Annotated in this window: 13 protein-coding genes and 1 pseudogene; 11 read left to right on the forward strand and 3 right to left on the reverse strand. The window is 32.8% G+C overall.

The genetic code is table 11. From position 1 onward, the window contains the following. Nucleotides 1-100 precede the first annotated feature (100 nt). From OEI98_RS05630 to OEI98_RS05640, 3 genes are all read left to right on the forward strand, one after another. Nucleotides 101-1,918 carry an NAD(P)/FAD-dependent oxidoreductase gene (locus OEI98_RS05630; protein ID WP_266040142.1) on the forward strand — a complete coding sequence of 606 codons (1,818 nt, stop codon included), beginning with the start codon at nt 101-103 and terminating at the stop codon, nt 1,916-1,918. A gap of 11 nt (nt 1,919-1,929) precedes the next feature. Beyond that, entirely contained in the window at nt 1,930-2,520 is a 591-nt protein-coding gene (locus OEI98_RS05635) for an alpha/beta fold hydrolase (protein ID WP_266040144.1), read from the forward strand. Between the two features lie 118 nt (nt 2,521-2,638). Then, nucleotides 2,639-2,854, forward strand: a complete 216-nt coding sequence (locus OEI98_RS05640; protein WP_004406807.1) for an ATP-binding protein — start codon at nt 2,639-2,641, stop codon at nt 2,852-2,854. Nucleotides 2,855-3,227: 373 nt separating this feature from the next. Here the strand turns inward: OEI98_RS05640 and OEI98_RS05645 are convergent, their stop codons facing one another. Beyond that, nucleotides 3,228-4,460, reverse strand: coding sequence for a M48 family metallopeptidase (locus OEI98_RS05645; RefSeq protein ID WP_266040148.1), 1,233 nt, complete (start codon nt 4,458-4,460; stop codon nt 3,228-3,230). A 433-nt stretch (nt 4,461-4,893) separates the two neighbouring features. On the opposite strand from OEI98_RS05645, the pseudogene OEI98_RS05650 reads away from it, so the two are divergent. From OEI98_RS05650 to OEI98_RS05670, 5 genes and pseudogenes are all read left to right on the forward strand, one after another. Then, a pseudogene (locus OEI98_RS05650) lies at nt 4,894-6,581 on the forward strand (B12-binding domain-containing radical SAM protein). Nucleotides 6,582-6,645: 64 nt separating this feature from the next. Next, complete coding sequence (locus OEI98_RS05655) at nt 6,646-7,377, forward strand: glycerophosphodiester phosphodiesterase (protein WP_004403987.1); 732 nt, start codon at nt 6,646-6,648, stop codon at nt 7,375-7,377. 1 nt (nt 7,378) lies between these two features. Then, a complete protein-coding gene (locus tag OEI98_RS05660) occupies nt 7,379-7,993 on the forward strand; it encodes an MFS transporter (RefSeq protein WP_266040152.1) in 615 nt (204 codons plus the stop codon). A gap of 65 nt (nt 7,994-8,058) precedes the next feature. Then, nucleotides 8,059-8,583 (forward strand): MFS transporter, encoded by a 525-nt coding sequence (locus tag OEI98_RS05665; RefSeq protein ID WP_266040154.1) that lies wholly within the window; start codon nt 8,059-8,061, stop codon nt 8,581-8,583. A 62-nt stretch (nt 8,584-8,645) separates the two neighbouring features. Next, a complete protein-coding gene (locus OEI98_RS05670; protein WP_003869476.1) occupies nt 8,646-9,170 on the forward strand; it encodes an O-acetyl-ADP-ribose deacetylase in 525 nt (174 codons plus the stop codon). Between the two features lie 54 nt (nt 9,171-9,224). On the opposite strand, the gene OEI98_RS05675 is transcribed toward OEI98_RS05670, so the two are convergent. After that, nucleotides 9,225-10,034, reverse strand: coding sequence for an undecaprenyl-diphosphate phosphatase (locus tag OEI98_RS05675; protein WP_266040157.1), 810 nt, complete (start codon nt 10,032-10,034; stop codon nt 9,225-9,227). A gap of 146 nt (nt 10,035-10,180) precedes the next feature. Between OEI98_RS05675 and OEI98_RS05680 the strand changes: the two genes are divergently transcribed. After that, nucleotides 10,181-10,450 carry a pro-sigmaK processing inhibitor BofA family protein gene (locus OEI98_RS05680; RefSeq protein ID WP_009052278.1) on the forward strand — a complete coding sequence of 90 codons (270 nt, stop codon included), beginning with the start codon at nt 10,181-10,183 and terminating at the stop codon, nt 10,448-10,450. Between the two features lie 86 nt (nt 10,451-10,536). Next, on the forward strand, nt 10,537-10,737 hold the full coding sequence (sspI, locus tag OEI98_RS05685) for a small acid-soluble spore protein SspI (protein ID WP_003868635.1): 201 nt from the start codon (nt 10,537-10,539) through the stop codon (nt 10,735-10,737). A gap of 29 nt (nt 10,738-10,766) precedes the next feature. On the opposite strand, the gene OEI98_RS05690 is transcribed toward sspI, so the two are convergent. After that, nucleotides 10,767-12,122 carry a hypothetical protein gene (locus OEI98_RS05690; RefSeq protein ID WP_266040162.1) on the reverse strand — a complete coding sequence of 452 codons (1,356 nt, stop codon included), beginning with the start codon at nt 12,120-12,122 and terminating at the stop codon, nt 10,767-10,769. Between the two features lie 96 nt (nt 12,123-12,218). On the opposite strand from OEI98_RS05690, the gene OEI98_RS05695 reads away from it, so the two are divergent. Further along, entirely contained in the window at nt 12,219-12,485 is a 267-nt protein-coding gene (locus tag OEI98_RS05695) for a DUF1294 domain-containing protein (protein WP_004403998.1), read from the forward strand. Nucleotides 12,486-12,493 lie beyond the last annotated feature (8 nt).

The following is a 12,493-nucleotide window of genomic DNA, read 5'->3' on the forward strand; positions in this document are numbered from 1 at the left end:
AACCACCTCATAAGTTTTCACTTATATGTTGTATAAAATTATATTATTTTACTTATGTCAATGCAAGTTTTAAAATATAACTATGAAAGAGGTGGTCAATGTGTTATTAAAAGAAGGGAAAATAGGGAATATTAAGTTAAAAAATAGGATAATTATGTTGCCTACTGTTACAAATTTATCAAATGAGGGTTTTGTAAGCGAAAGAGAAGTAGAATATTATAAAAGAAGATCAAAAGGTGTCTCATTGGTCATTGTGGGTGCAAGCTATGTAAATAAGCTGGGGAAATTTTTTGTAAATCAAATAGGAATAGATGATGACGACAAAATACAGGGACTTAGAAAATTATCGGAGGTAATTCACCAAAATGGGGCACAAGCTGCTATTCAACTTGCAATGCACAATCCAAAATACAAGCCATCAGATTTTACAAAAGAACAGATACAAGGCTTTGTACAAGATTTTATAAGTGGAGCAATAAGGGCGAAAAAGGCTGGTTTTGATGCTGTGGAGTTGCACTTTGCCCATGGTTGGTTTGTAAATCAATTTTTATCTCCTGATACAAACAAAAGGACTGACGAATACGGAGGAAATTTTGAAGGAAGGACAAAGTTTGCACTTGATATATTGCGAGGAGTTAAAAAAGCTCTTCCGGATATGACAGTAATTTGCAGGATTAATGGCAGTGATTTTACAGATGGAGGCTTTTCAATCGAAGAGAGTGTAAGATTCGCAAAACTGTTAGAATACCATGGTGCTGATGCTTTAGATATATCGGGAGGTGTATCTTCCACATCAGAATACCATATCTCTCCTATGGGGATTGAAGATAAGCCTTTAATTGGAATTGCAAAGAGGATAAAGGAAAATGTAACTATACCTGTTATAGCGGTTGATAAGCTCGGCAGTGTTTATGATTGGGAAAAAATTTTAGAGGATGGCATAGCTGATTTTATAGGGATAGCTCGTGGTCTCATAGGAGATCCGGATTTGGCAGAAAAGTTGATAAAAGGACAAGAAGATATAAGGTATTGCATTCACTGCAATCAGGCGTGTATTGCATACATTCAAAAAGGACTTTCTGTTTCTTGCATGATTAATCCAGAGGTAGGTAGAGAAAAAGAATTTGAAGTAAAGACCGATAAACCTTTAAATATAGCTGTAATTGGCGGTGGACCTGCTGGTATGTCCGCAGCTAAATATCTCGCTAAAAAAGGCCATAATGTTACTTTGTTTGAAAAAGAAAATAAACTTGGTGGACAACTAAATGTAGCAAAAGTGCCTCCCCATAAACAAGAGATAGGAAAAGTTATCGAATATCTGGAAAATGATTTAAAGAAATACAATGTCAAAGTACATTTAAATAAAAAAATAAGTTTAAATGAAATAAAAGAAATGCCTTATGACAAAATTGTCATTGCTACAGGCTCAAAGCCAGCTAAAATCAATTTAGATGCAGATATAAAGCCTTACACGGCTATTGAAGTATTGGAAGGAAATATTCCAAAAGGAAAAGATATTGCAATAATTGGTGGAGGCCTTACTGGACTTGAAACAGCCGAATACCTTGCTGAAAAAGGGAAAAATGTTACAGTTTTAGAAATGAAAGGAGAAGTTGGCGAAGAGATATACCCAATGGTTAAAAAACTGCTTTTAAATAGATTAAAAGAACTTAAAGTTGATATAATCACAAATGCTTTAATAAAAGAAATATCTGGTGGAAAACTCATGTATACTTCCAAGGACACATATAAAGTAGTCAAAGTGGAGGATGTAGTTTTAGCAATTGGAAATTTACCTGATACAGAATTTGAGGAACTAAAAAATGAGAACAGATATTATTTCATTGGTGACTGCAAAACTGTTGCTTCTGCAGTAGAAGCGATAAGGGATGGAGCAGAGCTTTCACTCATTGTATAGAGGTGATTTAAATGGTTATAAAAGGTGAGTATGTAAATATAAAAGGCAGTAAAATTCATTGTTTAGAAATAGATAAAGAGAGTAGCAAAGATACAGTGATATTATTGCATGGCAAAAGATACAATGCTTATGATTGGATAAATTCAGGGATAGCTGAAAGTTTGTCTAATGAAGGTTTTAAGGTGATATGTCTCGAATTTCCCGGATATGGTTCTTCTGAAGAGTGTGATTTAGAAAAGGAAGAGGTTTTATTAGAATTTGCAAAAAACTTAAATATGTCTTCTTTTCATCTTGTAGCTCCCTCTTTTAGTGGGGAGATATCTATAAAATTTGCTCTCAAATATGGCAATATGCTTAAAAGTTTGACAATTGTGGATAGCATAAATGTAGATAAATACAAAGAAAAATTAAATGAAATATATGTGAAAACATTGATTGTATGGGGAAAGAAGGATGATATTGCACCCTATGAATTTGCGGAAATATTGAAAAATAATATTAAAAACAGTACATTGTTTGTGTTTGAAAATTTGGGACATACCTGCTATTTTGATGATGCAAAAAAGTTCTCTGAGGTGTTGATAAATTTTATAAGAGCATAAATTAAAGGGGCCGTCTTTAGGATGGCCTTTTTTTATGTTGACAAATACAAAATTTCGTGTATAATGTATACATGATACCCCTAAACAGAGGGGGAGTATTTTTAATGGAGGTAGAATCATGAGAGTAGCAAGAATCGATGAAAATATATGCGACAGGTCACCTTTTTGTCCAGCAGCAATGAGCTGCAGATTTAAGGCTTTTAAAGTTACGTTTGGAGGGTCATTTAGGATAAACATAAGCATCGATGAAGAAAAGTGCACAGGGTGTGGTGTTTGTACGAGATATTGTCCTCATGGAGCAATTGAACTCATAGATAGAGAAAAAGCTTCATAAAAATAAGGCACACTTAAGTGCCTTATTTCAGACTGTAGACAAACTCTTTATGATATGTTGGCATTTTGCATAAGTGTAGCGACTTGATAGCCCGGCACTCAACCGAAAATGTTAAAAAAGGAGAATAAGAGAAAGGACCAGCCCGTTCAGTTGAGTGCCGGGAAACTTAGCGAGGCTGAGAGGCGAAAGCGGGGCCGAAGCCAAGGATGGCGGAGGCGGGCACTAAGTCAGGGATGACGAATGTGCCCGGAACCCCGCTTGAGCCCGAGGACGAGCGCTAGTTTAGTCTGCGATATCACCGCAGCAAACGATGCAAAATGCCAACAGAAATAGAACTTTGTCAACAAATTGAAATAATGCACACCTAAGTGACTTATTTTACATTTGCCTTTTCTACTAATTCAATCCTATGCATTGTAGAAGGATGAGAATAAGAAAACCATTCTATAAAAGGTGGCGGAGCTACATCCAATAAACTTTTTTTAGCAAGGTCAATCTGAAGTTTTATTACAGGTTTTTTGTCGTGAAGGTACTCTACAGATAGTAAATCTGCTTGTTTTTCCATCTGCCTTGATATGTAATTTTGTATTGGAGTTGTGTCAAAATTTATAAGTAGTATAAACAAATATATCATCGCTAAAACTGCAGGAGTCATTCTTTTACCATAAGGGAGAAATAGGCTTGAGTGAATTAAAATATTAAGAAAATAAAGGCCTATTACAAGTCCTACTATGCCTATTAACATACTTTTTAATACGTGATTTTCTTTCCAATGACCTGCTTCATGAGCTATAACTGCCTTTATTTCATCCTCTGGATAATTTTTTAATAATGTATCATACAATACAATCCTACTTGTCTTTCCAAATCCATAAAAGTAGGCATTGGCAAGAGTAGTCCTTTTACTTGCATCCATTTCTTGAATCTTATCTATTTTTATTCCCGCATTTTTTGATATTTCCTTTACCATGTTTATTATTTTTTGGTCTTTGATTGGGGTGAATTTATTAAATAAAGGTGCTATAAAAGTAGGATAGACGTAAATTTGCACAAACATAATTATTGTCAAAAAGACTGCAGCACTTACCCACCAGTTATTAGGCCATTTATTTAGAGCTACAAATAAGAGCAATACTCCCATTGACGAAAAAACAAAGTCTAAAGCCGCACTTTTAAAATAATCACTCCACCAAGAAACCATTGTCTGTACAGAGAAACCCCATTCAACTTGAACAGAATGGCTTAAAAGGCTAAAGGGTAGAGATATTAACCTTAAAATTACCCATAAAGCAATGAAATATAAAAAGACATTCACATAGTATTTACCTGAAGCTAATTTTTCGGTATAGTATGAAAGCTTGATAGCATTATTCCCAAATACAAGCCATAACAAAAAAGCTGCTTTTGTCAAAAAAGAAGTTATGTAAATCAATCGATTTATTTTGTGATACTTTTGCGCTTTTGATATTTCTGCAGGGGAAAAATATTTGTAGACTTCATGAGGTATATTTCCTGGAAATAATGTATAATAAAGGTATAAAACAGAAAATATTGTGGCAATTAATATAAGTATCAGCCACAATTTATTGAATTTTATAAAAGCCATAGTCTTCAATCCTTTCACAAAGTTTTACCTAACAATATTATATCTCATTGGAGGAAAAAATAGTTGTGCAAATAAAATTATTTGCTTCAGTTTGTTGACAAAGTTAAAAAATATTCAAAGGAGATATTTTGCATCGTCGCTCCGATGTTCCAAAGCGACAAAACTAAAGCTCGACCTTCGGGCTCCGGCAGGGTACCGGGCACAATCGGCATCCATGCCTTAAGGTGCCCGCCTCCGCCATCCATGGCTTCGGCCCTGCCTCCACCCTCGGTCTTGCTAAGTTTTGTTACCGCTTTGTAACAAGTCGCTCCTTATGCAAAATATCTCCTTTACGAAAGTTTGTCTACAGTCTGTGCAAATAAAATTATTTGCTTTTTTGTATAAATACTTATATTATATATTTGTAAAATGTAGTAAAATGCGAGGGATATATATGAAAACACTTCTTGTAGGAATCAATGCAAAATATTATCACACAAATCTTGGTATAAGAAATATAAGAAAGTTTTGTCATCCTTATGATATAGAGATTTTTGAAACTACTATAAATGACAGTACAGATTTTATGCTAGAAAGTGTTGTAGAAAAGGAACCAGACGTAGTAGGTATATCTTGTTACATATGGAATATAGAAATAGCATTAAATTTGGCTGAAAATATAAAAAAGATACTTCCGAAAGTAATATTGGTTTTGGGGGGACCTGAGGCTTCTTATGATGTAGATAATCTTTTGTCAAAAGGCTTTGTAGATTACATAGTTTTAGGGGAAGGGGAAATTGCTTTTAAAGAATTATTGGAAGTGTTAGAAGGAAAAAGGGATATAAAAGAAGTTGCAGGAATTAGCTATAAGGTTGATGGGCAAATAGTAATTCAACCACAAAAAGATTATGTCAACTTAAATGAAGTTCCCATATCTTATGAGGAAAAGGAAGATTTGAGCAATAAGCTTGTGTATTATGAGACTTCAAGAGGTTGTCCTTTTAAATGTGCTTATTGTCTTTCTTCTATTGACAATAAATTGAGATATGAAAGCCTTGAAAAAGTTGAAAGGGATTTAAAGTGGTTTGTAGATAAAAATGTGAAAATATTAAAACTTATTGATAGGTCTTTTAATTCAAATAGAAAGAGAGCAAGAGAGATTTTAAATATTATGAAAAAAATAGGTGGAGATACTGTATTTCACTGCGAAGTTAACCCTGAGCTTGTGGATAAAGAGTTTATAGAAGAATTAAAAGGGTTGGAAAAAAGAATACAGTTTGAAGTAGGAGTTCAGACTACAAATAAGAATAGCTTAAAAAAAATATCTCGTATTACTGCAGTTGAAAAAGCCTTGAGAGGAATAAAACTGCTTAGAGAAGCGGGAATAAAACTGCATGTAGATTTGATAGCGGGACTTCCTGAAGATAGCTTTGGGACTTTTAGTAAAACTTTTGATGATGTGTATAATTTAAAACCTGATGAAATACAGTTGGGATTTTTAAAAGTATTAAAAGGTACTCCTTTAATGAGAAAAGTGGGGGAGTTTAAAATAGTTTATGATAGTAAGCCCCCCTATGAGGTCTTGTATACAAAGGATATTAGTTATCAAGAGTTAGTCATTTTAAAAGGTATAGCATTCCTTTTGAACAAATACTATAATTCTGGAAAATTTAAAAAAACTCTTGAATATTTGGAGAATAAATTTGAAGGGCCATTTGACTTTTATCTTGAATTTTATAAGTACTGGAAGGAAAACGAGCTATTATATAAAAATCATTCATTAAAAGCCTTATACGATATTTTATATAAATTTTCTATTGAAACACTCGATGTCGATGAGGATTTAATAAAAGACATTATAAAATTTGATTTTTTGTATTTTAATGCTGCCAAAGATTTACCTGATTGTGTAAAAGAAAAATATGAGAAAGGTCAAGAGATTTTTAAAAAGTATCTTAAAGATGAAAATTGGTTGAAAAAAAATCTTCCACAAGCTGTTGGACTTTCCAGTCTTGAATTGTCAAAGAGAGTGACTTATGAATTTTTTAAACACGATGTGACAGCAGATTTTAAAAAGAAAATTTAATAATAATTTTCCTTCATGAAGAAGAACAAACTTATTATACAAAATTAATTTTGTGAATTTGTTTTTAAAGGTAAGTGTGATAAAATTTGTATAGTAATTGAAAAATGAGGAGGCATATTTATGAAACCTTTAGTAATCGCCCATAGAGGAGATTCAAGAAATGCTCCAGAAAACACATTAGCATCTTTTAAAAGGGCTTTAGAAATGGGAGCTGACGGTATTGAATTGGACGTGCAGCTTACTAAAGATGGACAACTAGTAGTGATTCACGATGAAAGGGTAGATAGGACTACAGACGGAATTGGCTTTGTTAAAGATTTTACTTTAAAAGAGCTTAAGAGGCTAGATGCTGGCATAAAATTTGACAAGAAGTTTGCAGGGGAGAGAATACCAACTCTTTATGAGGTTTTTGAACTCATTGGACATAAAAATTTTATTATAAATATAGAGATAAAAAGTGGGGTTGTACTTTATCCAGGAATTGAAGAAAAGCTTATCAAAGCGATAGAGGATTATGACTTTGAGGATAGAGTAGTTATTTCTTCTTTTAACCATTATAGCTTAAGGGATGTAAAGAGAATGGCACCGGAGTTTAAAATTGGGCTTCTTTATCAATGTGGGCTTGTAGAACCATGGCACATGGCAATACGAATGAAAGCGTATTCTCTGCATCCTTTTTATTTTAATATAATACCTGAATTAGTAAAGGGATGTAAAAAGAATAATATAAAATTATTTCCTTGGACTGTTGATAGGAAAGAAGACATGGAAATGATGATAAAAGCAGGTGTGGATGCGATTATCACTGACGACCCACAAACTTTGATAAATCTTTTAGAGAAGGGAGAATAATATGTCCTCGCGATTGAATTATTTGAAGATATTTAATTTAGGCCTTGGTTTTATGGTAATTTCCATGATTTGGGCAGCATATAATGCCTATATGCCCATTTTTCTTGGTAATTTTACAAAAAGCAATACTTTAATTGGGTTTGTAATGAGTTGGGACAACATTGCTAACCTTTTTATACTTCCATTTTTTGGGGCTTTAAGCGATAATACGCGAACAAGAATAGGCAGGCGAATGCCATATATACTTGTAAGCATGCCTCTTGCTGGCGTTTTATATGCTTTGCTTCCACTTCAGACAAAACTTTTATCGCTTCTTGTTATAGATTTGCTGTTTAACATTGTTGTAGCTACGTATAGGACTCCTATGGTAGCTTTAATGCCAGATATTGTAGAAGAAGAGCACAGAAGCAAAGCTAATGGAGTCATAAATTTTATGGGAGGATTAGGTTCATTAATAATATTTTTTATTGGATCTCAGCTTTATAAAATAAACAAAGCATATCCCTTCTTTTTGTCAGGGATTTTATCATTAATTATACCTATAGTTTTATTTTTAACAATTAAAGAACCTAAAATAGGTGTTAATGAGGAAAAAAAGAAAAACAGAGTATTTTAAAGGCCCTTGCAACTGTGGTAAAAGATCAAAATAAAGCACCCTTTTATACTCTCCTGTCAATTTTTATGACAATTGCGGGTTTTGCTGCAGTTGAAACTTTTTTCACAAGGTATTGCAAAATAGCTTTAGGGATAGACGAAAGTGTTTCTTCTTTTGCAATGGGTTTTTACGCTTTGGCATTTTTAGTTTTTGCTTTACCTGCTGGATTTATAGCTACAAAAATAGGGAAAAGAAAAACTATGATGATTGGAGCTTTTGGACAAGGAATTTTATTTTTAATATTTATGATAGTACGTGATTTTAGGACAATCCAAATTTTGATGCCTTTTGCTGGAATGTTTAATGCTTTATTTACAATAAATTCTTATCCTCTTGTAGTGAGCTATACTTCAGCTGAAAAAATAGGGACATATACAGGACTTTATTATTTCTTTTCATCCCTGGCCGCAATAGTTACTCCTTCCTCTTTTGGAGCTATTATGGATTTTATAGGATTTAACAAGTTATTTTTAGCAGCGTCTATATGTTTATTTATATCTTTTGCTTTTCTATGGATAATTGGTGAAAAATATGAAAACACAATGTCGTGAAAATATCAGTTTTTTGTGATATAATTTTAAGCGTAAATAAAAATTAAAATTAGGGTGATGAAATGAAAGAGAGAATAAAATTAATAAAGGGGAATATTGTGGATCAAGAAGTAGATGCTATTGTAAATGCTGCAAATTCTTCTTTATCTGGAGGTGGTGGGGTAGACGGAGCTATTCATAGAGCGGGTGGCCCTTCTATCGATGAGGAGTGCAGAATTATAAGAGAAAAACAAGGAGGATGCCCTACAGGTCATGCGGTTATAACTGGAGCAGGTAATTTAAAGGCTAAATATGTTATTCACGCTGTTGGGCCTATATGGAGAGGCGGCAATCATAATGAAGATAATTTATTAGCAAGTGCTTACATAGAAAGCCTTAAATTGGCGGATGAATACAATGTAAAAACTATAGCTTTTCCCTCTATAAGCACAGGAGCATATGGTTTCCCTGTAGAAAGAGCTGCAAAAATAGCTTTAAGAGTAGTATCTGATTATCTTGAAGGTAGCAATATAAAAGAAGTGAGATTTATACTTTTCAGTGATAAAGATTATGAAGTATATTCAAAAGCTTATGAGGAATTGGAATAAATAAAATAAATAAAAAGGATAGGCCATAAATGGGTCTACCCTTTTTTGTTTTTATTATTTAACTATCTTTTCAGATATTAGAAGTAACATAAGTAGTCCTACAATTAGTCTATAATAAGCAAATGGTTTTAAAGGATGTTTTGCGAGATAGGACAAAAATTTATCTACTACAAATAAAGCGGTTATGAAGGACATTATGAATCCTACTGTAAGAGCTTCCCATTCCAATAAGGACATGGCAGTAAAACTTTTGATAAGTTCAAAGCCTGTTGCTGCCAACATTGTAGGTATAGCTAAAAAGAAGGAAAATTCCGCTGCAGCTTTAACTGACAATCCTGCGAGCATACCTCCCATTATAGTAGACGCCGACCGTGACATTCCTGGAAACAGGGACATAATTTGGGCTATACCTATTAACAAAGATTTTTTTGTATCTACTTTGTCCATGTTGTCAATTTTATACCTTTTTCCGAAAGCATCTTCTATAACTATCATCATTATTGCACCTACAATGAGGGCAATTGCTACAGTGAAGGGCGAAAATAAATGCTCTTCAATGTATTTGTGAGTAAATAATCCTATAACTGCTGCTGGTATAAAAGCTATAAAGATTTTGAACCACAAATTAAATCCCCAATCTCCAGGTTTTAAATTTTTAAGAGAAGCAAATATTTTTCCCTTGTAATAATATACAACTGCTAAAATAGCTCCCAACTGAATGACGATTTCAAACATTGTAGCAAATTTTCCGGTAAAATTAATAAAGCTTCCTACAATGATTAAATGTCCTGTAGAGGAGATGGGGAGAAATTCAGTTAATCCTTCTACTATTCCCATTATAAAAGCTTTGATTAATAGTTCCATTATCATACCCCTTTGTCTTAAATTTTGTAACCTCTATTATTTTATATGATTAATAAAGACTAATCAATCAAAAAAATGTAAATTTAAATTTATTTTTAATTTGCAAAATATGATATAATGTAATCAAGATATGCGAGGTGATTTGCATGGTGATGGAAGGGACTTTTTCGTTTATTGTTGCTATTTTAATATTAGTTTTTATTTTATGGCTTTTAGGTAAGTCTCTGAGATTGATGTTAAAGTTTGTACTAAATGCCTTAGTGGGTTTTGTGATGCTTTTATTTTTTAATTTTTTTGGTGTTCTATTTGGGGTTTACTTGCCTGTCAATATAATTACCTCTTTTATTACAGGAGTTTTTGGGATAGTTGGTATAGTAATTTTGTTAATTCTTAAATATTTATTCCATGCCATTTAGGTTTAAGTTCCTTTTTAGGAACTTTTTTGTTTATTATTTTTTGTTTTGGGTATTATATTAGTGAATCTTACAATTGGAGGTATGTTATGGACATAAAAAAAGCTGTGCTTGACAACTTAAAAGGAAGAACAAAAGAGGAAATCAAAGGGTTTATACAGGAGGTTGTTGACAGCAAAGAGGAAAATGCAATACCAGGATTGGGGGTGATTTTTGAGGCGACGTGGGAAAAGTTGAGCAATGAGGAGAAAGACAGTATGATGAATTTGATAATGAGGGGAATATCTTAAAAGCCGAGGTTTAGTCCTCGGCTTTGTAATTATAATAAAAATATTGTCACAAGATATGCTGCTATAAGACCTGCTATTGCAGGTACCATGTTTTTTTTAGCGATTTTTTCGGCTTCTACGTCTATTACTGTAGAAACAGCTACGGTACTCCAAGGTATTATTGTACCACCTCCTGTCCATATTGCGGCTATCTGCCCTATAGAAGCTAAAATTGCTGGGTTTAGATTTAAAGTTGAAGAAAAAGTTTTAGCAATAGCACCTATTAAAGGAAGTCCAGAAAATCCAGAGCCGGATAAACCAGTCAGAACTCCTAATGAAAATTCTAATAAAGAAACAGTGTACTTATTTAATGGAATGTGCTGAGATAAATACATTCCTAAATCTACAAGATATCCTTTTGCATGAGGACTTATAACTTCCTTTGCCATGCTTGTTTCTCCAAGGAGAAAAAAAGCGCTGATGACTATAATTGGGGAAAAGGTTCTCATTCCAGTTATAAAACCTTCTCTTAAATATTCGCGGGTTTTGTCTAAAAAATTTTTTTGTACTATTGTAGAGGCAATTAAAACTATTATAGATGTTCCTCCTATCAAAGCAGTGGCCGCGTTAGAGTGAATTCTAAATAAGAGCATCAGAATTATATCCAAAATAAAAAGTACTACTGCGATTATTGAAACCACAAAACTACTAAAAGGAGGAGAAGGTTTGTCAATGCTATTAACATCTAAATGATTGTTTTGCTGTTGTATTTTACTTTGCTGCAATGTAATAAAATAAAGTATAAGAATGCTTACAGCTGAAGCTGTAGCCCAAATAGGTAAACTTGCCAATATTAATGTGTGAATTGGTATACCTGTTGCCCTAGCTGTTATAGAGGGAGCTCCTTGTATGAAAAAGTCTCCTGATAATGCTGATCCAAAGCCAAAAATTGAAACAATAGAGGCAAGGCTTACTTTGTCAATACCCGATTTTAAAGCGGGATTGATGAGAACCGCACCGATTAAGCCGACTGCAGGGGCAGGCCATATAAAAAATGATAAAAACATCGTTAAAAAACCTATTATCCAAAAAGAAAAAGTAGGAGTTTTTAAATATTTTATAAAAGGTTTTGTTATGATTATATCTGCGCCTATGTCATCTAAAGCTTTTGACATAGATATTATAAGAGATATTATTACTATGATTTGCCACAACCTTTTTCCTGACACAAAAATTGCAGTGTAAAGTATTTGAACTGCTTTTAAGATATTTTCAGTTGATAGAAATCCAATTAAAAATATTGCTAATATTATGGGTAAAATTATATCTTTTCTCATTAAAAGTAAAATCAATATAATTAAAATCATTATTAGATATGCTATGTGGGATGCAGTCAAGGTAACCATTTCAACACCTCTCAATATTTTTCATAGTTTTATGATAGCTATATTTTGGGTTTTTATACCTTTTATAAAGTGGTATAATTATTATGAGGTGTTATAATGAACAAGATTGCAATGATTGCTTTATTAACTTTAAATGTATTTTCTTTTGTTTTAATGGGTATTGATAAATATAAAGCGTTACATAAACTTTGGAGAACAAGTGAAAAGACCTTTTTCTTTTTAGCACTATTCGGCGGTTCAATAGGTGTATGGCTCGGCATGTATTTTTTTAGACATAAGACAAGACATAAATTATTTATGATAGGAATACCTTTGATTATTTTTTGTCAAATTTTATTGTTTTTTTGTGTAAAAGTTTGGTAGAACAATGA

The sequence above is a fragment of the Thermoanaerobacter sp. RKWS2 genome (genome assembly GCF_026240795.1).
GTDB classification, from domain to species: domain Bacteria; phylum Bacillota; class Thermoanaerobacteria; order Thermoanaerobacterales; family Thermoanaerobacteraceae; genus Thermoanaerobacter; species Thermoanaerobacter ethanolicus.